This is a genomic window from Pseudomonas sp., from assembly GCF_035277045.1.
Classification (GTDB): domain Bacteria; phylum Pseudomonadota; class Gammaproteobacteria; order Pseudomonadales; family Pseudomonadaceae; genus Aquipseudomonas.
Window position 1 is genome coordinate 1 of record NZ_DATELE010000298.1, and the last position, 21054, is coordinate 21054.

Here is a 21054-nt window from a genome sequence, read left to right on the forward strand (position 1 = left end):
TGTGATGCTGATAATCTTGCAGACTATCAGTCCGTACTCACAAGCACCCACACGAATTGCTTGATTCAATTGTTAAAGAGCGGTTGGTTCGAAGCGCTTGGCTTGCTGAACCGAGGTGCGCATTCTACGCTTTCCTCTGAGTCTGTCAAGCGTTTATTTTGAAGTTTTTAACCAGAAACCTGTTTAACTTCAAACACTTGACTCGCTGCGATCTCTCGTTAGCGGGAGGCGAATTCTACAGCGTTTCAACTCGCTGTCAACCACCTTTTTTCACCGCTGCCGATCTTTCGATCGAAGCCCCTCCAGCGCTGCCTGAAACGTTTAACTCGTTGATTCTCAAGGAGTTTCGCGCTCCCACTACGCTGGAAGTGGGGCGCATTATAAGGGGATTCAAAAGCCCGTCAACCCTTTATTTCATAAATGTTTCAAATACTTCAAATCACCCCGGTTTCGCGCAGTCGGCGGACATGATCCGCCTCCAGACCCAGCATCTCGCCCAGCACGGTGTCCGTATGCTCTCCTAATAAAGGAGGCGCATGCCGATATTCCACAGGCGTCCGGGACAGCCGGATCGGGCTGGCCACCTGCGGCACACTGCCAGCCAGAGGATGAGCCAGACTCAGTGACAAGCCCCGCGCCAGCACCTGGGGATCCTGGAACATCTGCGCCAGGTCATTGATAGGCCCGCAAGGCACGCCTGCCTGCTCCAGCAGCGCCACCCATTCGGCCGTCGTCCTGAACACGGTAGCCTGGCGGATCAACGGGATCAGCTCGGCGCGATGGGCAACCCGCTGCTTGTTGGTGGAAAACCGAGGATCGTCCGCCCACCCCGGCTGGCCCGCCACCTCGGCGAACTTGCGGAATTGGCCATCATTACCCACGGTAAGAATGAAGTCGCCATCGGCCGTGGGAAAATCCTGATACGGCACGATGTTAGGGTGGGCGTTACCCAGACGACGCGGCGGCGCCCCCGTCGTCAGGTAGTTCATGGCCTGGTTGGCCAGGCAGGCCACCTGCACGTCCAGCAACGCCATGTCTATATATTGGCCCGCGCCTTCCTGGTCGCGATGAGCCAGGGCCGCAAGGATCGCCACGCTCGAGTACAGACCCGTCAGGATGTCAGTCAAGGCCACGCCCACTTTCACAGGCCCGGCACCCTCCTCGCCTTCCGGCCGACCCGTCAGGCTCATCAAGCCGCCCAGTCCCTGGATCATGAAGTCATAACCGGCGCGCTTGGCATACGGCCCGGTCTGGCCGAAGCCGGTGATGGAGCAATAGATCAGCTTCGGGTTGACCGCCTTGAGGCTCGGGTAATCCAGCCCATACGCGGCGAGCCCGCCTACCTTGAAGTTTTCTATGACGATATCGGACTTGGCCGCCAGCTCGCGGACCAGGCGCTGGCCCTCGGGCCGGGTGAAATCAATGGTCACCGAGCGCTTGTTACGATTGGCGGATAGATAGTAGGCCGCCTCGCTGGTGTTCTCGCCCTGAGCGTCCTTGAGGAAAGGTGGCCCCCAGGCGCGAGTATCGTCACCGCTACCCGGGCGCTCCACCTTGATGACATCAGCCCCAAGGTCGGCAAGGATCTGACCGGCCCAAGGGCCCGCCAGCACGCGTGACAGGTCCAGCACCCGCAGATGGGATAACGCGCCCATGAACCGGCCCCTCTATTAATAGAACGCCTGGATGCCCGTCTGCGCGCGCCCGAGGATCAGCGCATGCACATCGTGGGTGCCTTCATAGGTGTTGACCACTTCGAGGTTGACCAGGTGACGCGCCACGCCGAACTCATCGGAGATACCGTTGCCGCCGAGCATGTCACGAGCCATGCGCGCGATATCCAGCGCCTTGCCGCAGGAGTTGCGCTTCATGAGCGAGGTGATCTCCACCGCCGCGGTGCCTTCGTCCTTCATGCGCCCCAGGCGCAGGCAGCCTTGCAGGCCCAGAGTGATTTCGGTCTGCATGTCGGCCAGCTTCTTCTGGATCAGCTGGTTGGCGGCCAGTGGACGACCAAACTGTTGACGGTCGAGGGTGTACTGGCGCGCGGTGTGCCAGCAGGCCTCGGCCGCACCGAGGGCGCCCCAGGAGATGCCATAACGCGCCGAGTTCAGGCAGGTGAACGGACCCTTGAGGCCGCGCACATCAGGGAAGACGTTGTCCTGCGGCACGAACACGCTATCCATGACGATTTCACCCGTGATCGACGCACGCAGGCCGACCTTGCCGTGAATCGCCGGCGCGCTCAGGCCCTTCCAGCCTTTCTCGAGGATAAAGCCGCGGATATCGCCAGCATCGTCCTTGGCCCACACCACGAACACATCGGCGATCGGGCTGTTGGTGATCCACATCTTGCTGCCGCTGAGGCGATAGCCGCCGTCGACCTTCTTCGCCCGAGTGATCATCGCCCCCGGGTCCGAGCCGTGGTTGGGTTCGGTGAGGCCGAAGCAGCCAATCCATTCGCCACTGGCGAGCCGGGGCAGGTACTTCTGCTTCTGCTCTTCGGTGCCAAATTCGTTGATCGGCACCATCACCAGCGAAGACTGCACGCTCATCATCGACCGGTAGCCCGAGTCGATACGCTCGACCTCGCGGGCGATCAGTCCGTAGCACACATAGTTGAGGCCACTGCCACCGTACTGCTCAGGGATGGTCGCGCCCAGCAAGCCGACCTCGCCCATCTCGCGAAAGATCGCGGGATCGGTCCGTTCATGCCGGAAGGCCTCGAGCACGCGCGGGGCCAGCTTGTCCTGGGCGAACTGATAAGCGCTTTCACGCACCATGCGCTCTTCGTCAGTGAGCTGCTGATCGAGCAGCAGCGGGTCGATCCAGTTGAAGTGTGCTTTACCGGCCATTGCGGATACCTCGAAGTAGGGGCGCTGGTTCTTGTGCATTGATCCTAGGCGCGATCCGGGGACGCGACAAACGAGGATTGCGCATGCCCCTGTGCCGATCTCTCACTCCGTGCTACCAATTCAGGGGCAATCAGACCTTCATGAGTGAGGTAGATGTACATGCGCCGCAAAATCCCCAACACCACCGCATTGATCTGCTTCGAGGCCGCCGCGCGCCATGAAAGCTTTACCAAGGCCGCCCACGAGCTTGCGCTGACCCAAGGCGCCGTCTGCCGCCAGATTGGCGGACTCGAAGCCTTCCTTAATGTCGAACTGTTCCGCCGCTCTCACCGGGGCGTGAAGCTGACCGAGGCCGGCCTTTCTTACAGCCGCCAGGTTGCCGCGCAGCTGGACGCGGTTGAACGCGACACCCTTTCGGTGATGCGCCAGCAGGGCGCCAGCGTGATCGAGCTCGCGGTGGTCCCCACCTTCGGCACCCAATGGCTGCTGCCACGCCTGAAGGACTTCCAGCAGTTGCACCCGGAGGTCACGGTCAACCTGACCAATCGCACGCGACCCTTCCTGTTTGCCGACACTACCTTCGACGCCGCCATCTATTTCGGTGACGGCGACTGGTCGGGCACCCAGTCCCACCGCCTCATGGGCGAGAACCCGATGCCTGTGTGCAGCCCGGTCCTGCTCGAGGGGCAGGACGCACTGGATGCCAAGCAGATCTCCCGGTTGCCGCTGCTGCAGCAGACCACGCGCCCGTATGCCTGGCGACAATGGTTCGACAGTCAAGGGATAACCGTGGACCGCGACATGACAGGCCCGCGTTATGAACTATTCTCGATGCTGAGCCAGGCGGCGATGCACGAGATGGGCATCGCCCTGATCCCGCCGTTCCTGATCCAGCGGGAGCTGGAGGAGGGCAGGCTGGTGATTGCCAATACCCAGGCACTGTCCAGCACCAGGGCCTATTACCTGATGATCCCCGACCGCAAGGTCGAGTCCGCTTCGCTACGGGCGTTTCGGGATTGGCTGGTCCGCCAGGCCCATCGTTACGCCGCTACTCACGAGGGGCTCACGCCGCCATGACCACCCAGTCAATTATATTAAACGCCCCCTCGTAAGCTTTTGAAACCAAAGTGAATTTTCCTCAAGTTGCGGAAAACCCTCGGTTTGGTCCCGATATTCCGGGGGTTTGGGCTGATTACGACCTCGGTGAATGCAAGGGCGAACTCTCCCGAGTGCTTGCGTTTTTTTCCCCTAAGCTGCGAGTAGCCTGTGCTGATCGGCCGCCCCAGACGCACCATCCGCAGTGCGCTGATGCACCCCTACAAGAACAAGGTCACGCAGGAGATAAGTCGTGCACATTGGTGTTCCTCTCGAAACACACCCAGGTGAGGCACGGGTTGCCGCCACGCCGGAAACCATCAAGAAGCTGGTCACCCAAGGCCACCAGGTCACTGTCCAGCGAGGCGCCGGCGTCAATGCCAGCATCCTGGACAGCGCCTATGAAGCCGCGGGTGCCTCGATCGGCAGCGCCGCCGATGCCTTTGGCGCCGAACTGGTGCTCAAGGTCGTCGCCCCGCACGACAGCGAGCTTTCCCAGCTCAACAGCGGCACCGTCGTGGTGGGCATGCTCAACCCCTTCAACAGCGAATTGATCGCCCGGATGGCCGAGCAGGGCATCACCGCCTTTGCCCTGGAAGCGGCACCGCGCACCTCTCGCGCCCAGAGCCTCGACGTGCTGTCGTCCCAGGCCAATATCGCCGGTTACAAGGCTGTGCTGCTGGCCGCGCACCATTACCCACGCTTCATGCCGATGCTGATGACCGCCGCCGGTACCGTGAAGGCCGCCCGCGTGCTTATCCTGGGTGCCGGCGTCGCCGGACTTCAGGCCATCGCCACCGCCAAGCGCCTGGGCGCGGTGATCGAGGCCTCCGATGTGCGTCCGGCGGTGAAGGAACAGATCGAATCGCTCGGCGCCAAATTCATCGACGTACCCTACGAGACCGACGAGGAGCGCGAGTGCGCCGAAGGCGTGGGCGGCTATGCGCGGCCAATGCCCGCGAGCTGGATGCAGCGCCAGGCCCAGGCGGTGCACGAGCGCGCCAGGCAGGCCGATATCGTCATCACCACCGCGCTTATCCCGGGCCGAAAGGCGCCCACGTTGCTTAGCGCCGAGACCGTGGCGCAGATGAAGCCGGGCTCGGTGGTCATCGACCTGGCCGCGGCCCAGGGCGGCAACTGCCCGCTGACCGTGGCCGACCAGGTGGTGGTGGAGCAGGGCGTGACCATCGTCGGCCCGACCAACCTGCCGGCCCAGGTCGCGGCCGATGCCTCGGCGCTGTATGCGCGCAACCTGCTGGATTTCCTCAAGCTGATCTGCACGCCGCAGGCCGCGCTGTCGATCAACCTCGAAGACGACATCGTCGCCGCGTGCCTGATGTGCCGCGACGGCCAGGTCATCCGCAAGAACGGGTAAGGAGCAACACGATGGAAGACATGCTGATTTCAGACGGTCTCTACAACCTGATCATCTTCGTGCTGGCGATCTATGTCGGCTACCACGTGGTATGGAACGTCACCCCCGCGCTGCACACCCCGCTGATGGCGGTCACCAACGCCATCTCGGCGATTGTCATCGTCGGCGCCATGCTGGCCGCGGCACTGACCGTGACCACGGCAGGCAAGGTCATGGGCACGCTGGCCGTGGCCCTGGCGGCGGTCAACGTATTCGGTGGTTTCCTCGTCACCCGGCGGATGCTGGAAATGTTCAGAAAGAAAGCCACGAAGGCTGAGGGGCGCACGTAAAGATGAGCATGAACCTGGTAACACTTCTCTACCTTGTCGCCTCGGTCTGCTTCATCCAGGCGCTCAAGGGCCTGTCGCATCCGAACACCTCGCGGCGCGGCAATGTCTTCGGCATGCTTGGCATGGCGCTGGCGATCGTCACCACGGTGGGACTGATCTACAAGCTCGGCGCCGAGCTTGCGACCCAGGGCATCGGCTACGTGATCCTTGGTCTGCTGATCGGCGGCACCGCCGGCTCGATCATGGCCAAGCGCGTCGAGATGACCAAGATGCCCGAGCTGGTTGCCTTCATGCACAGCATGATCGGCCTGGCCGCGGTGTTCATCGCTATCGCCGCGGTGCTCGAGCCGCAGTCGCTGGGCATCGTCGCCAGCATCAGCGACCCGATCCCCGCGGGCAACCGGCTGGAACTGTTCCTCGGCGCGGCGATTGGTGCGATCACCTTCTCGGGTTCGGTCATTGCCTTTGGCAAGCTGTCTGGCAAGTACAAGTTCCGCCTGTTCCAGGGCGCGCCGGTGCAGTTCAACGGCCAGCACAAGCTGAACCTGATCCTGGGCATCACGACCCTGGCCCTGGGCCTGCTGTTCACCTTCACCGGCCACTACAGCGCCTTTACCCTGATGCTGGTTCTGGCCTTCGTCATGGGCGTGCTGATCATCATTCCGATCGGCGGCGCCGACATGCCGGTGGTGGTGTCGATGCTCAACAGCTACTCGGGCTGGGCGGCGGCGGGGATCGGCTTTTCCCTGAACAACTCGATGCTGATCATCGCAGGCTCCCTGGTCGGCTCGAGCGGTGCGATCCTGTCGTACATCATGTGCAAGGCAATGAACCGCTCGTTCTTCAATGTGCTGCTCGGCGGCTTCGGTGGCGCGACGGCAGCGGCCTCCGCGGGCGGCAGCCAGGAAGCCCGCCCGGTGAAGACCGGCTCGGCCGACGATGCCACCTTCCTGCTGAGCAACGCCGATACGGTGATCATCGTCCCGGGCTATGGCCTGGCGGTGGCGCGCGCCCAGCATGCGCTCAAGGAACTCACCGAAAAACTCACCCACAACGGCGTGACCGTGAAGTACGCGATCCATCCGGTGGCCGGGCGCATGCCGGGGCACATGAACGTGCTGCTGGCGGAGGCCGAAGTGCCGTACGACCAGGTATTCGAGATGGACGACATCAATGCCGAATTCGGCCAGGCCGATGTGGTACTGGTGCTGGGCGCCAACGACGTGGTCAACCCGGCGGCGAAGAACGACCCCGGCTCGCCGATCGCCGGCATGCCGATTCTCGAGGCGTTCAAGGCCAAGACGATCATCGTCAACAAGCGCTCGATGGCCAGCGGTTATGCGGGGCTGGATAACGAGCTGTTCTATCTGGACAAGACGATGATGGTATTCGGGGACGCCAAGAAAGTGATCGAAGACATGGTCAAGGCGGTGGAGTAGGGCGCTGATGCCCGGCCTTTTCATGAGGAAGGCCGGCATTCGACCTTGGTCGTGGGACGGGGCGGGGCTAAATCACTAGACTGCGCATCTAGCTTCAGTAGCCCGAGATAACAATCCATGTACCGTGATCGTATCCGCTTGTCCTCCCTGCACAGCAAGGTAATGAGTGCGGCTGATGCCGCTGGTCTGATCGAGGACGGCATGACCGTCGGCATGAGCGGCTTCACCCGCGCCGGCGAAGCCAAGGCTGTGCCTCTCGCACTGGCCGAGCGCGCCAGGCACTCGCCCCTGAAAATCAGCCTGATGACCGGCGCAAGCCTGGGCAACGACCTCGACAAGCAGCTGACCGAGGCCGGTGTGCTGGCCCGTCGCATGCCGTTCCAGGTCGACAGCACGCTGCGCAAGGCCATCAACGATGGCCGGGTCATGTTCATCGACCAGCACTTGTCGGAAACCGTCGAGCAGCTGCGCAACAAGCAGCTGACGCTGCCGGACATCGCGGTCATCGAAGCCGTCGCCATCACCGAGCAGGGGCACATCGTGCCGACCACCTCGGTGGGCAACTCGGCCAGCTTCGCGATTTTCGCCAAGCAGGTGATCGTCGAGATCAACCTGGCGCACAACGCCAATCTCGAGGGTCTGCACGACATCTACATCCCCACCTACCGCCCGACGCGCACGCCGATTCCGCTGGTGCAGGTCGATGACCGCATCGGCAGCACCGCCATCCCGATCGACCCGGCCAAGATCGTCGGGATCGTGATCAGCGAACAGCCGGACTCGCCGTCCACTGTGCTGCCACCGGACAACGAGACCCAGGGCATCGCCAATCACCTGATCGACTTCTTCAAGCAGGAAGTAGCGGCTGGCCGCATGACCAACAGGCTCGGCCCACTGCAGGCCGGTATCGGCAGCATCGCCAATGCGGTGATGTGCGGGCTGATCGACTCGCCGTTCGAAGACCTGACCATGTACTCCGAAGTCCTGCAGGACTCGACCTTCGACCTGATCGACGCGGGCAAGATGAGCTTTGCCTCGGGCAGCTCGATCACCCTGTCGAGCCGCCGCAATGCCGACGTGTTCGGCAATCTCGAGCGCTACAAGGACAAACTGGTGCTGCGCCCGCAGGAAATCTCCAATCACCCCGAGGTGGTCCGCCGTCTGGGGATCATCGGCATCAACACGGCGCTCGAATTCGACCTGTACGGCAACGTCAACTCCACCCACGTCTGTGGCACCCGGATGATGAACGGCATCGGCGGCTCGGGTGACTTCGCCCGCAACGCGCACCTGGCTATCTTTGTCACCAAGTCGATTGCCAAGGGCGGCGCGATCTCCAGCGTGGTGCCGATGGTCAGTCATGTGGACCATACCGAGCATGACGTGGATATCCTCGTCACCGAGCAGGGCCTCGCCGACCTGCGCGGCCTGGCGCCACGCGAGCGCGCCCGGGTGATCATCGACAACTGTGTCCACCCGGACTACCGCGAAGCGCTGAACGACTACTTCGAGCGCGCCAGCCAGCGCGGTGGCCACACCCCGCATATCCTGCGCGAGGCGTTGGCCTGGCATGACAACCTGGAAGAGACAGGGCGCATGATCGCGGTCTGATCCAGCACAGATACCCGGTCGGTGACGTGCAATGCGTACCGACCGGATGACTGTTGCACTGACGCCCTCCTAAACTGTACTACTGTACCGCTTTAAACCCCCACTTCGACCCCGTCCTGCCTGACGCCCTTACTCGAAATGCACCATATAGGAGCAGACCGGTACAGTTGCGCCATTTTCAAGTGCAACAGTAGGGTCTATCAGTTAACTGAGTGATCGCTTTACTGTTGAACTGTATCTACTGTTCTGGGCGGGAGAGGAGGATCATTGGCACCAGTTAAATCACTCTCTAATGCCGCCATAAGCGGAAGGAAAAACATCATGGAACGTACCCTCAGTTCCGACATGGTTTTTGAAAGCAACGCCCAACAGTCCCACGCCTCGCTGCCGCTGCGCGTACTGTCCAACCTGCTGCTGTGGCAGCGCCGCCTCTCGAGCCGCCGTCAACTGGCTCGCCTGGATGCCCGCCTGCTGGCTGACGCCGGTATCAGCGAAGCCCAGCGCTACGAAGAGCTGAGCAAGCCGTTCTGGCGTTGAGCCAGGCAGCCGGCCAAGGCCGGCACCGAATTCGAAAACCCGTTGCAGGTGACTGTGACGGGTTTTTTTATGTGTACGCATAAACTGTACTGGTCATATTCAATGACCGACATAACTGTATTGTTGCGCAACGTGCGCATGCGCACCTTCACTCTGCAGCAGGCGCGCTCCCGCCACGGCGCCACGTGGTACGCTTGTGCGTCACCAGCTTGGTAAAAAGTACCGCAACAAGCTGTGAGTGCGTCTGAAAGCAAGAACCACCCTCAGCCCATGCAGGAGACAATCGATCATGTTCCGTACCCATTTGTTTGGCGCCGCGTTGCTGCTGTCACTGGCCGGTGCCGCCAATGCCACCAGTTTCATCGTTACCACGGACGCGGTCGTCGGTGCGGTCGCCGAGTCCACGGATGCGACCTCCGACATGACCTCGTCCCTGCGTGACGACAAGGTCGTGCGCGCAGCGCGTGACGATGCCGCCAGCTTCGTCGGCAGCGAAGGCGCCATTCGTGGCGTCAAGCTCGAAAGCGCCTTCGCCCACATCCGTCAGCAGATGCCTGCCCTGCAAGCCAGCGACACCGAGCTGGCCCAGGCGATCCTCGCCATCTGATGCATTACCCGATGCGCTGGCCCAGGCCGGCGCATTCGGGGTAGCCTTGGCGCCCCCTCAATACCAGTCTTCGAGACCCATGCGTTATTTGTCGCTACTGCTGTTCGCGCTTGCAGGGATGGGCACTGCCCATGCCATGGACGTCACCACCCAGACCCTGGTCGCCAGCGGCTATGTCACCAGCCAGGTGACCACCGCGCCCTTCGACCGCAAGCTGGTGCTGGAGGCCCGCGACGATGCCGCGGCCTTTGTCGCCAGTGATGGGCGGATACGCGGCGCACGCCTGCAGGCCGCCCTTGCCGCGCTGCACGAACAGTACCCGCGGGAATCCGTCGACGACCTTGAACTGGCGCAGGCAATCCTCGTCCAATGACCATCCTATGACTCCCTGTATTACCCGGAGATGCTCCATGCGTAAACCGCTGATCGCCGCCGCCCTCGGCTTCCTCATGCTGGCCGATGTGGCCCAGGCGCAAACCCTGGTGGCCACCAGCAACATCATCGTCCGCGCCTTTGGCCGGTCGATCGACTTCACCTCCGACACCACCACCTCGATCCGTGACTCCAAGGTTGTGCGCGAGGCCCACGATGACGCCGCAAGCTTTGTCGCCAGCAACGGCGATATCCGTGGCGCCCAGCTCGAAGCCGCATTCGATACCGTGCGCCAGCGCGTGCCCGAGGCTCGCGATGCCAGCGACCAGGTCCTGGCCGAAGCCATTCTCGCCCTGTGAAGTGCGTGCGTGCCTGGCTGCTTGGCTGCGCCCTGACGCTGCTGGGCGCGCCCGCCCTTGCCGACTTGCAGCTTGAGCTACAGGCCGCGGGTCTTGATTCGCAACAGCAGCGTGCAACCCAGGCATTGCTCGACGAGGCCTTAGGCAAGCTGCCGCCCAGGTTCAGGCAGCAGCTCGACCGCCGTGTCAAGGTGAGCTGGCGCGATGACATGCGCACCGATGCCTACGGCCAGGCCTCGCTGGTTTCCACCCTCGAACTCAACCGCCGCCTGCTCCCCGGCCTGGTGGATGGCAGCGCTGCCCGCGAGCAGACTGGGCGTCCCCACGGCACGGTGCGCCAGGAGCTGCTGGCCACCGTCCTCCACGAACTCACCCATATCTATGATCGGGCCCGCCTGTGGTCCAGCCCCGAGCGGCGGGAGATCAACCTCTGCAAGCGCCAGCATTCCAGCCTCGGCGACATCGGCCTGCCGGAACACTGCCGCGGTCAGACCGAACGCCGCTTCACCCTCAGCGATGACCCGCGTCTGCTCGACCTGGCTGGCTGGCCGCAGTACGTTGGCCGGCGGGGCGAGCGCGAGCAGCACAACCGCCAGCTGGTGCGCAGCCCCGACAGCTACGAGCTGAGCAGCCCCAAGGAATTCATCGCGGTCAACATGGAGTACTTTCTCCTCGACCCGAGCTTTGCCTGCCGCCGTCCGGCGCTCAACCGCTACCTGAGCGAGCATTTCAGCTGGGCGCCGCAGCAGTCCAGCTGCGCCAAGGGCTTGCCGTTCCTCAATGCGGGCAACGACTTCGCCCGTCAGCCCTTGGGCGAGATCGACCCCGAGCGCGTCTACTCGGTGGACTACCTGCTGGCCGAAGCCAACCAGAACTGGGTCAGCCGCTGGGGCCACAGCATGCTGCGCCTGGTGATCTGTGCCCCAGGCCGCCCACGCGGCCCAGACTGTCGCCTGGACCTGGACCAGCACCTGGTGCTGTCCTACCGCGCCTTCGTCAACGACTTGCAGCTGTCGAGCTGGGATGGCCTGACCGGCGCCTACCCATCGCGTCTGTTCGTGCTGCCGTTGGGACAGGTGATCGACGAGTACACCAAGACCGAGCTGCGTAGCCTCGCCTCGATCCCCCTCAAGTTCAGCCGCACAGAGCTCGAAAACCTGGTACGCCAGGCCGCCGAGATGCACTGGAGCTACGACGGCAACTACTATTTCCTGTCCAACAACTGCGCGGTCGAAACCCTCAAGCTGCTGCGCAGCGGCAGCGCCAATCCGCGTCTGGCCGACCTGGACAGCATCATGCCCAACGGCCTGCTCGAAGTGCTCAAGGGCCGCGGCCTCGCCGACACCAGCGTGCTCGACGACCCGCGCGAAGCGCTGCGCATGGGCTATCGCTTCGACTCCTACCGGGACCGCTACCAGGCCATGTTCCAGGTGCTCAAGCAGCAGTTGCCGATTCCGCAGACAACGGTCGAAGGCTGGCTGGAACAGGATGCCGAGCAACGCCGCCAGTGGTTTGCCAAGGCCGACCTGCGCACCAGTGCCGCCTTGCTGCTGCTCGAACAGGCCAGCCTGCGCCGGCAACTGCTGCTGGCCCAGGACGAGGTCAAGCAGCGCTATTTCACCGCTCGCGCGCAGAACGACGGCTCCATTGCCAAGGCCAACCAGACCCTGCAACAGATCCTCGCCAACAGCGGCTTCCTCAGCCGTCCGGCCGAACTGCTGGGCACCCAGGGCTACGGCCTGCCGCAGGCGGACGAGCGTCGGCAGCTGCAGAAGTCCAGCAGCGAGCGCCAGGCGCAGTTGCATCGCCTGAGCGCCGACCTGGACAAAGAGGCACGGGCATTGCTCGAACCCGCCCGCGCCAAGGAGATCGCGGCCGTCGAGACCAACGTCAAGCAGATCGGCGAACACCTGCGCGCCCTGCACAAGGCCGCGGGCGGCTTGCAACTGCCCTGAGCCTGGCAGACCGGGACTAGGGCGATTCCTCAGGTTCGCCAGGCAGATGCTCGTCCAGGCGCAGCCAGGGCAGGCGGCTGTCGGTCCAGATATGCCGCCGCGGCGGGGCCAGTTGCGGCCTGTCCAGCGTCGCTACGGTGATGTCGATGGTCTGGGGACTGTGCAGCGTGATCAACGCGACATGGGCGCCGCATCTGCCGCAGAAGTACCGGGTGCAACTGGCCGGCGCCCGGTAGGCGCGCGGCGTGCCCGCCAGCCACTGGAAGCGCGCGTAGGGCAGGGTGACCCAGGTCATCAGCAGGCCGCCGCTGACTTTGCGGCAGATCGAGCAATGGCAGTGGGCGACATCTTCCAGTGCACCTTCCAGCCTATAGCGCAGTGCCCCGCAATGGCATCCGCCTTCGTGAACGTCAAACATGCATGCCACCTCCTGCCTGGGGTCGAAAGCTGAATGAAAGCTTTGGCTCTTAGGATAGCGTCACTACCGGCGTAAGACCGGTCAGCCAGGGCAGTCGGAAAACTCCGCGCCCGGCCCAATTAACAACAACAATGGTGATACTGATGTCCTTCCGCGCCCGCCTTCCCTTCGTACACCCTCCGCGACTCCCTGCGCAGCGCCACCCGCGCTGATCCCAACGCCCGAAACGCCATTCCCGTTCGCCGCGCCACGCCTGGAGTACTGCCATGCTGACCTTCCTCGGCTTTGCCATGGTCATCACCTTCATGTACCTGATCATGACCAAGCGCCTGTCGGCCTTGATCGCACTGATCCTGGTACCCATCCTGTTCGCCCTGTTCGGAGGTTTCTACTCCGATATCGGCCCGATGATGCTGCAAGGCATCAGCAAGCTTGCGCCGACCGGCGTGATGCTGATGTTCGCGATTCTCTATTTTGCCCTGATGATCGATTCCGGCCTGTTCGACCCGGCCGTGCGCAAGATCCTCAAGATGGTCAAGGGCGACCCGCTCAAGGTCTCGGTCGGTACCGCCGTGCTGGCCCTGGTGGTGTCGCTGGACGGTGACGGCGCCACCACCTACATGATCTGCGTCGCCGCCATGCTGCCGATGTACAGCCGCCTGGGCATGAGCCCGCGGATCATGGCCGGCCTGATCATCCTGGCCGGTGGCGTGATGAACATGACCCCATGGGGCGGCCCCACCGCGCGCGCCGCCAGCGCGCTGCACGTCGACCCCTCGGACATCTTCGTGCCGATGATCCCGGCCATGCTGTTCGGCGTGTGCGCGATCCTGGCCATCGCCTACCTGTACGGCAAGCGCGAGCGCGCGCGCCTGGGCGAGCTGCACCTGCCGGGTGACGAGGTCGATCACAGCGAGATCAGCGTGTCCCAGTTCCCCGAGGCCCGCCGCCCCCGGCTGATCTACTTCAACGCCGCCCTGACCGTGGCTTTGATGGTTGCGCTGATCAGCGGCGTGCTGCCACTGCCGGTGCTGTTCATGATCGCCTTCAGCATCGCGATGATCGTCAACTACCCGTGCCTGCAGCAGCAGAAAGACCGTATCGCCGCTCACTCCGGCAGCGTGCTGGCCGTGACCGGGCTGATCTTCGCAGCGGGTATCTTCACCGGCATCCTGTCCGGCACCGGCATGGTCGATGCCATGTCCAAGAGCCTGCTGGCGGTGATCCCGGACGCGCTCGGGCCGTACCTGGCGGTGATCACCGCCATCGTCAGCATGCCGTTCACCTTCTTCATGTCCAACGACGCCTTCTACTACGGCGTGCTGCCGGTACTGACCGAAGCTGCCGCTCACTACGGCATCAGCCCGGTCGAGATGGCGCGCGCGTCGATCGTCGGACAGCCCGTACACCTGCTCAGCCCCTTGGTACCCTCTACCTACCTGCTGGTCGCGCTGGCGGGTATCGAGTTCGGCGATCACCAGCGCTTTACCCTCAAGTGGGCAGTGCTGGTCTGCCTGTGCATAATGCTCGCCGCGCTGCTCATGGGCATTTTCCCGCTGTTCAGCAGCCTCTAGAAATCCCGCATCACCCCCGCGATGCGCCTGACTCCGGGCGCATCGCCTTTATCGTTCGAAGGAATAGACATGGAATGGCTGACCAACCCGGAAATCTGGGTTGCCTTTTTCACCCTTACAGCGCTTGAGATCGTTCTCGGCATCGACAACATCATCATGATCTCGATCCTGGTCAGCCGCATGCCCAAGCACATGCAGCCCCGTACCCGGATCTTCGGCCTGGCCCTGGCCATGGTCACGCGCATCCTGCTGCTGCTCTCGATCACCTGGGTCATGCGCCTGACGGCCGACCTGTTCGAGGTGTTCGGCCAGGGCATCTCGGGCCGGGACCTGATCCTGTTCTTTGGTGGCCTGTTCCTGCTGTGGAAGAGCTCGCAGGAGATCTACCACGGCCTGGAAGGCGAGGACGAAAGCGGCGAGGAGCCCAAAGGCACCGGCGGCCAGTTCTTCTACACCATCATCCAGATCGCCATCATCGACATCGTGTTCTCGCTCGACTCGGTGATCACCGCGGTTGGCATGGTCTCGCACGTACCGGTGATGATCGCCGCGATCATCGTTGCCGTGCTGGTGATGATGCTGTGCGCTGGCACCATCAGCGACTTCATCGACAAGCACCCGTCGCTGAAGATGCTCGCGCTGTCGTTCCTGATCGTGGTCGGCACCGTGCTGATCGCCGAGGCCTTCGATGTGCACGTGCCCAAGGGCTACGTCTACTTCGCCATGGCGTTCTCGCTGGCGGTCGAAGCCATCAACATTCGCATGCGCACCGCCCTGGCACGCAAGCGCGGGCAGGATCGCGAGGCCGTGAAGCTGCGCAAGGACTATCCGGGCCAGTAAGCGTTCGGACTGCAGCACAAGAAGGCCCCTCGGGGCCTTTTTTCGTGCCCGCCGGGGGCGCCAGAGTTGTTTCAAAAATGTTTCAGCCTGTGCGATGCTGGCGGCACGGCCATGAGCCGACTACACCAAGAAGAACGCCCGCGGCCAGGCACGGCCCACGGCGTCACCCACAGGGGGCCTGCCTTATGCTCACCCTGCTCAACCTGCTCTCCGCCGTGGCCCTGCTGATCTGGGGCACGCATATCGTGCGTACCGGTGTCCTCAGGGTCTACGGGTCGAACTTGCGAAGAGTGCTGAGCCAGAACATGTCCAGGCGTCCACTGGCATTCATTGCCGGGATCCTGGTCACCGCGCTGGTGCAGAGCAGCAATGCCACCGCCATGCTGGTGACGTCGTTTGTCGGCCAGGGTCTGATGGCGATGACGCCGGCCATGGCAATCATGCTCGGTGCCGACGTGGGCACGGCATTGATGGCGCGCGTGCTGACGTTCGACCTGTCATGGCTGTCGCCGCTGCTGATCTTCCTCGGCGTGATCTTCTTCCTCTCGCGCAAGCAGACTCGCGCAGGCCAGCTGGGCCGGGTGGGCATCGGCCTGGGGCTGATCATCCTGGCCTTGCAACTGATCGTCGAAGCCGCCGCGCCCATCACTCAGGCCCAGGGCGTGAAGGTGCTGTTCGCCTCGCTGACCGGCGATATCCTGCTCGATGCCCTGGTCGGCGCGCTGTTCGCCTTGATCTCCTACTCAAGCCTGGCAGCGGTGCTGCTCACCGCGACCCTGGCTGGCGCCGAGCTGATCAGCCTGCCGGTGGCCATCGGCCTGGTGATCGGCGCCAACATCGGCAGCGGCCTGCTGGCCTTCCTCAGTACCAGCATGCAGAACTCCGCCGGGCGCCGCGTCGCCTTGGGCAGCCTGCTGTACAAGCTGATCGGCCTGCTGCTGGTGATTCCGGTACTCGACCCGCTGGTGCGCTGGATGGACCAGCTGCGCTTCAGCCCGCAGGAGCTGGTGATCGGCTTCCACCTGCTCTACAACACCTTGCGCTGCCTGCTGATGCTGCCCACTGTCACCCCGATGGCGCGTCTGTGCACCTGGCTGCTGCCTGACCGCGAGGACACCAACGGCCGCGCGCGCCCCCGTCATCTGGACCCCACCGCGCTGGTGACGCCAAGCCTGGCGTTGGCCAACGCGGTTCGCGAAACCCTGCGCCTGGGCGATCTGGTCGACAACCTGCTCGATGCCATGCTTGGCGCGCTGCGTGGTACTCAGTCAGCCCTGCCGCAACAGGTGCGTGCCACGGCGGAGGACGCCGAGGCCTTGTACAACGCCATCAAGCTGTACCTGGCGCAAATGCCGCGCGAGGACCTGGGCGAGCAGGACAACCGGCGGTGGGCGGAGATCATCGAGCTTGCGATCAACCTCAAGCTTGCCAGCGACCTGATCGAGCGCATGCTGCGCAAGGTCCAGCAGCAGAAGACCTCCCAGCGCCGCGAGTTCTCCGAGGTGGGCCTGCAGGAATTGTCCGGCCTGCAGGAACAGCTGCTGGCCAACCTGCGCCTGGGCCTGTCGGTGTTTCTCAGCGCGGACCCCGAAAGCGCACGCCAGCTGCTGCGGGAGAAACGCCGTTTTCGCGCCCAGGAACGGCGCCTGGCGCATGCCCATGTCAGCCGGCTGCAGCGCAAGGTGGTGCAGAGCATCGAGACCAGTTCGCTGCACCTGGAACTGATCGCCGACATGAAACGTTTGAACTCTTTGTTCTGCAGCAGTGCCTATGTGGTACTGGGTAGCGCGGACACCGGCGGGCTGATGCTCGACAGCGTGCCGGACGAGGCCCGCCTGTCCTGACCCGCACATTTTCCAAACACTGGCCTGGAAGCTTTCATGCGTTGCCTGTTGCTCATCTGCCTGCTGATCTGCAGCCTTCCGGGGTTTGCCCTTGACCGCACGAGGACCGAGGGCTACCTGTTGCCCAACGGCCTGCAGGTGATTCTCAAGCCTGGCTACGAGCGTGACCACGTGGCGATACGCCTGGTGGTCGGCGTGGGCCTGGATGACTTCAACTGCGAGCAGAAAGAGCTGCCGCACCTGCTTGAGCACTTGCTGTTCAGCGGCGTCGACGACACCGGCGAGGGCGGCCTGGAAGCCCGCATGCAGGCGCTGGGCGGGGAGTGGAACGCCTACACCAGCAGCACCGACACCACCTTCGTGATCGAGGCCCCCGCACGCAACCAGCGCAAGGTGCTCGACCTGCTGTTCGCCGTGATCCACGACACCCGTATCGATGCCAAGGCGCTGGCGACGGCCAGGAAGATCATCGAGCGAGAGGATGGCGGCCATTACGGCCACCTGCAGCGCTGGCTCGACCGCCAGGACATCGGCCATCGCGCCAGCGACCAGCTGGCGATCGAGCTCGGCCTCAAGTGCCCTGAGCGCTCGTCGCTGGACGACATGACCCTCGAGCAGGTCGAGGCCTTGCGCAACCACTGGTACGCCGCCAACAACATGACCCTGATCATGGTCGGCGGCCTCGACCGCCTGCTGCCGGCCTACCTGGAACGCACCTTTGGCGAGCTGCCGGCGGTGGAGCCGGCCGAGCGACGCGACCTGGAGTCGATCACCCAGCAGGCCGAACATCGCCGCGACCTGACGCGCGGCTGGGTAGGCGACAGCGTCAAGCTGCACTGGCTATTCATCGAGCCGGTGCTCGACAACGCCCACGACCAGACCCTCGAGCTGCTGTCGCGCTACATGGACTGGGCGCTGTACGACCAGCTGCGCCTGCGCAACGGCCTGTCCTATGGGCCGAGCATCCAGCGCGAGAGCTTCGGCAACAGTGGCATGCTGGGCCTGAACGCCGACCTCGAGCGCCAGGACCTCGACAAGGCGGTCAAGGTGCTGGAGGAATTGTTCGAGCAGTTGCGCAAGGACGGCCTCGACCCCGATACCTTCGAGCGCATCAAGCAGGCCGCCATCGCCCGCGAGAGCTGGACCACCCAAGGCAACAGCGCCCTGGCCGACTACTACTGGGGGGCGCTCAACGACTACACCGATGGCCGCTTCACCGACCCGGTCAAGAAGCTGCGCGAAGTAACGCTCAAGGACGCCAACGAGGCGCTGGACGGCCTGCTCAAGGAGCCGGGCTACCTGCGCATCGAGAAACCCTTGCTCGGCTATGACGAGCTGTACGGCATGGTGGCACTGGTGCTGGGGCTGATCCTGGCCGCTGGCCTGCTACGCCGTCGGCGCCACGCACCGCCGCCCCCGAGCGGCGCTACACGGGATCGATGAATCGGCGGTATCCTGTGCAGGTACTTAATCCAGACGGCCCTCCATGCCTCCTATACCGCAACTCATCCAGCGCGTGATCGAACTGCTCAAGCGCTACCCCGGGGTCATTGCCCTTGGGGGGTTCCTTTCGGGAATCGGCAGTTTCATCCTGGTTGACCGTCAGGCCGGGCTGGCCAGCTGGATCGCGGTGCTGATGCTGGTCAGCTGGGTCTGGCTGATGCTCGAGAACACCGTCACGCGGCTGTTCAGCCGCACCTTCCACCGCGAGATCCCGCAACCGCTGCTGCGCTATGCGACGCAGATGATCCACCAGGAAAGCCTGTTCTTCGTCCTGCCGTTCTTCTTCATCACCACCACCTGGAACAGCGGCCAGCTGCTGTTCACCGGCCTGCTCGGCGCGGCGGGGCTGATCTCGATCATCGACCCGCTGTACTACCGTTGGCTCGCGCCACGGCGCTGGCTGTTCATGGCCCTGCACACCCTGACGTTGTTCGCGGCTCTGCTCACGGCGCTGCCGATCATCCTGCACCTGACCACCTCGCAGAGCTTCAAGCTGGCTTTGATCGCGGCCATGGTGCTGTCATTCCCGAGCCTGGCGAGCAGCTTCCCGATCACCGACTGGCGCCGCGGCGTGGGCCTGGTGGCGCTGACCCTGGCGGTCGGCGGCTGCGGCTGGCTGCTGCGCTCTTGGGTGCCGCCCGCGACGTTGTGGATGACCGAGGTGGCGGTGAGCACCGAGCTGCAGAACCGCACGCCCGGCGACTCGCTCGACGAGGTGGCCGCCAGCCGCATCCGCGGTAACGGCCTGTATGCCTACACCGCGATCAACGCCCCGCGCGGCCTGAACGAGCGCATCTACCATGTCTGGCAGCTCAACGGCAAAGAGGTCGACCGTATCGCGCTCGACATCAAGGGCGGGCGCAAGGAAGGCTACCGGGCCTGGACCCACAAGCAGAACTTCCCCCCTGATCCGGTCGGCCGATGGCAGGTCCGGGTACTCACCGAAGACGGCCAGGTGATCGGTGTGCTGCGCTTCAAGGTGGTCGACGATGCGTCAACCACCCAAGGCCAGGCTCAGGCGAAGAACCAGTAGCAGACCAGGATCGCCGCGATCACGCCCGACAGCTCGGCCAGCAGCGCGCAGCCCACGGCATGGCGCGCACGCTGGATGCCGACCGCGCCGAAGTACACCGCCAGCACATAGAAGGTGGTCTCGGTGCTGCCCTGGATGGTCGCCGCCACCAGCGCCGGGAAGCTGTCGACGCCATGGGTCTGCATGGTCTCGATCAGCATCGCGCGCGCAGCGCTGCCCGAGAACGGCTTGACCAGGGCGGTGGGCAGGCCTTCGACGAAGCGGGTGTCCATACCCATCCAGTCGACTGCATGGCGAATCCCATCGAGTGCCAGCTCCAGCGCGCCCGAGGCCCTCAGCACACCCACCGCGCAGAGCATGGCAACCAGGTACGGCAGCAGGCTCTTGGCCACATCGAAGCCTTCTCGAGCGCCTTCCACGAAGGTCTCGTACACCTTCACCCGCTTCAGCGCCCCGATCACCAGGAACAGCACGATCAGCCCGAACAGGGTGAGGTTGCCAAGAATCGACGACAGGCTGGCCAGCGCCGCCGCCGACAGGGTGCCCAGGAAGGCCATGAACACGCCCAGCAGCACCGCGCCAGGGATCAGGTAGGCGAGCACCACAGGGTCCCACAGGCGCAAGCGCTGCATCACCGCGACCGACAGCAGGCCGACCAGGGTCGAGCAACTGGTGGCCAGCAGGATCGGCAGGAACACCAGAGTCGGGTCCATCGCGCCCTGCTGGGCGCGGTACATGAAGATGGTCACCGGCAGCAGCGTCAGGGACGAGGCATTGAGCACCAGGAACAGGATCTGTGCGTTGCTCGCCGTGGTGCTGCTGGGGTTGAGTTCCTGCAGCGCGCGCATGGCCTTCAGGCCGATCGGGGTGGCGGCGTTGTCCAGGCCCAGGCCATTGGCGGCGAAGTTCAGGGTGATCAGGCCAAGGGCAGGGTGACCGGGCGGTACCTCGGGCATCAGCCGGGCGAACAAGGGGCCGAGCACCTTGGCCAGCCATTCGACGATGCCCGCCTTCTCGGCGATTTTCAGGAAGCCCAGCCACAGCGTGAGGGTACCGAACAGCAGCACCATCACCTCGACCGACAGCTTGGCCATGGCGAAGATGCTCTCGACCATGGCCGCGAAGATGCCCGCATTGCCCCCGATCAGCCACTGCGCCATCGCGGAGACGGCCGCCACCAGGAAAAAGCCGAGCCAAAGGCCGTTGAGCATCCGAAAAGTCCCCGTGAAAAATGGGTGGGATCATAGCCTATCTTGTGGTCTCCAGCCCGGAGGATGTGGCTATCCAGACATGAAAAAGCCCCGACAAGTC

At 63.8% G+C, this 21054-nt stretch carries 19 protein-coding genes; 15 read left to right on the forward strand and 4 right to left on the reverse strand.

Features of this window, described 5'->3' with window-relative positions:
- Window positions 1–434 precede the first annotated feature (434 nt).
- Entirely contained in the window at window positions 435–1655 is a 1221-nt protein-coding gene (locus VJS90_RS20265; RefSeq protein WP_324123414.1) for a CaiB/BaiF CoA-transferase family protein, read from the reverse strand.
- Window positions 1656–1670: 15 nt separating this feature from the next.
- Window positions 1671–2852, reverse strand: a complete 1182-nt coding sequence (locus VJS90_RS20270; RefSeq protein ID WP_324123415.1) for an acyl-CoA dehydrogenase — start codon at window positions 2850–2852, stop codon at window positions 1671–1673.
- 159 nt (window positions 2853–3011) lie between these two features.
- Here VJS90_RS20270 and VJS90_RS20275 point away from each other — a divergent pair, with 159 nt between their 5' ends.
- The 10 genes from VJS90_RS20275 to VJS90_RS20320 all read left to right on the forward strand — a co-directional run bounded on the left by VJS90_RS20275 (window position 3012) and on the right by VJS90_RS20320 (window position 12531).
- On the forward strand, window positions 3012–3929 hold the full coding sequence (locus VJS90_RS20275; protein WP_324123416.1) for a LysR family transcriptional regulator: 918 nt from the start codon (window positions 3012–3014) through the stop codon (window positions 3927–3929).
- 271 nt (window positions 3930–4200) lie between these two features.
- The gene (locus VJS90_RS20280) at window positions 4201–5322 is read left to right on the forward strand and encodes a Re/Si-specific NAD(P)(+) transhydrogenase subunit alpha (protein WP_324123417.1); all 1122 of its coding nucleotides are present in this window, start codon (window positions 4201–4203) and stop codon (window positions 5320–5322) included.
- 11 nt (window positions 5323–5333) lie between these two features.
- Entirely contained in the window at window positions 5334–5651 is a 318-nt protein-coding gene (locus VJS90_RS20285) for an NAD(P) transhydrogenase subunit alpha (protein ID WP_324123418.1), read from the forward strand.
- 2 nt (window positions 5652–5653) lie between these two features.
- Window positions 5654–7090: an NAD(P)(+) transhydrogenase (Re/Si-specific) subunit beta gene (locus VJS90_RS20290; protein ID WP_324123419.1), complete on the forward strand. Its 1437-nt coding sequence runs from the start codon at window positions 5654–5656 to the stop codon at window positions 7088–7090.
- Window positions 7091–7207: 117 nt separating this feature from the next.
- The gene (locus tag VJS90_RS20295) at window positions 7208–8701 is read left to right on the forward strand and encodes an acetyl-CoA hydrolase/transferase family protein (protein WP_324123420.1); all 1494 of its coding nucleotides are present in this window, start codon (window positions 7208–7210) and stop codon (window positions 8699–8701) included.
- Between the two features lie 321 nt (window positions 8702–9022).
- A complete protein-coding gene (locus VJS90_RS20300) occupies window positions 9023–9238 on the forward strand; it encodes a DUF1127 domain-containing protein (RefSeq protein WP_324123421.1) in 216 nt (71 codons plus the stop codon).
- A gap of 289 nt (window positions 9239–9527) precedes the next feature.
- Window positions 9528–9845: a DUF2388 domain-containing protein gene (locus VJS90_RS20305; protein ID WP_324123422.1), complete on the forward strand. Its 318-nt coding sequence runs from the start codon at window positions 9528–9530 to the stop codon at window positions 9843–9845.
- A gap of 79 nt (window positions 9846–9924) precedes the next feature.
- The gene (locus tag VJS90_RS20310) at window positions 9925–10218 is read left to right on the forward strand and encodes a DUF2388 domain-containing protein (protein WP_324123423.1); all 294 of its coding nucleotides are present in this window, start codon (window positions 9925–9927) and stop codon (window positions 10216–10218) included.
- A 37-nt stretch (window positions 10219–10255) separates the two neighbouring features.
- The gene (locus VJS90_RS20315; protein ID WP_324123424.1) at window positions 10256–10576 is read left to right on the forward strand and encodes a DUF2388 domain-containing protein; all 321 of its coding nucleotides are present in this window, start codon (window positions 10256–10258) and stop codon (window positions 10574–10576) included.
- A complete protein-coding gene (locus VJS90_RS20320; RefSeq protein ID WP_324123425.1) occupies window positions 10573–12531 on the forward strand; it encodes a DUF4105 domain-containing protein in 1959 nt (652 codons plus the stop codon). The genes VJS90_RS20315 and VJS90_RS20320 overlap by 4 nt, the downstream gene beginning before the upstream one ends.
- Window positions 12532–12547: 16 nt before the next feature.
- On the opposite strand, the gene VJS90_RS20325 is transcribed toward VJS90_RS20320, so the two are convergent.
- Window positions 12548–12949 carry a GFA family protein gene (locus VJS90_RS20325; RefSeq protein WP_324123426.1) on the reverse strand — a complete coding sequence of 134 codons (402 nt, stop codon included), beginning with the start codon at window positions 12947–12949 and terminating at the stop codon, window positions 12548–12550.
- Window positions 12950–13215: 266 nt separating this feature from the next.
- Here VJS90_RS20325 and VJS90_RS20330 point away from each other — a divergent pair, with 266 nt between their 5' ends.
- From VJS90_RS20330 to VJS90_RS20350, 5 genes are all read left to right on the forward strand, one after another.
- Window positions 13216–14523: a CitMHS family transporter gene (locus tag VJS90_RS20330; protein ID WP_324123427.1), complete on the forward strand. Its 1308-nt coding sequence runs from the start codon at window positions 13216–13218 to the stop codon at window positions 14521–14523.
- A gap of 69 nt (window positions 14524–14592) precedes the next feature.
- Window positions 14593–15363, forward strand: coding sequence for a TerC family protein (locus VJS90_RS20335; protein WP_324123428.1), 771 nt, complete (start codon window positions 14593–14595; stop codon window positions 15361–15363).
- 185 nt (window positions 15364–15548) lie between these two features.
- A complete protein-coding gene (locus VJS90_RS20340; RefSeq protein WP_324123429.1) occupies window positions 15549–17207 on the forward strand; it encodes a Na/Pi cotransporter family protein in 1659 nt (552 codons plus the stop codon).
- A gap of 36 nt (window positions 17208–17243) precedes the next feature.
- Window positions 17244–18650, forward strand: coding sequence for a pitrilysin family protein (locus tag VJS90_RS20345; RefSeq protein WP_324123430.1), 1407 nt, complete (start codon window positions 17244–17246; stop codon window positions 18648–18650).
- 43 nt (window positions 18651–18693) lie between these two features.
- Window positions 18694–19743 (forward strand): DUF5924 family protein, encoded by a 1050-nt coding sequence (locus tag VJS90_RS20350; protein ID WP_324123431.1) that lies wholly within the window; start codon window positions 18694–18696, stop codon window positions 19741–19743.
- Here VJS90_RS20350 and VJS90_RS20355 read toward each other — a convergent pair.
- A complete protein-coding gene (locus VJS90_RS20355) occupies window positions 19725–20954 on the reverse strand; it encodes a nucleoside recognition domain-containing protein (RefSeq protein ID WP_324123432.1) in 1230 nt (409 codons plus the stop codon). The genes VJS90_RS20350 and VJS90_RS20355 overlap by 19 nt on opposite strands.
- Window positions 20955–21054 lie beyond the last annotated feature (100 nt).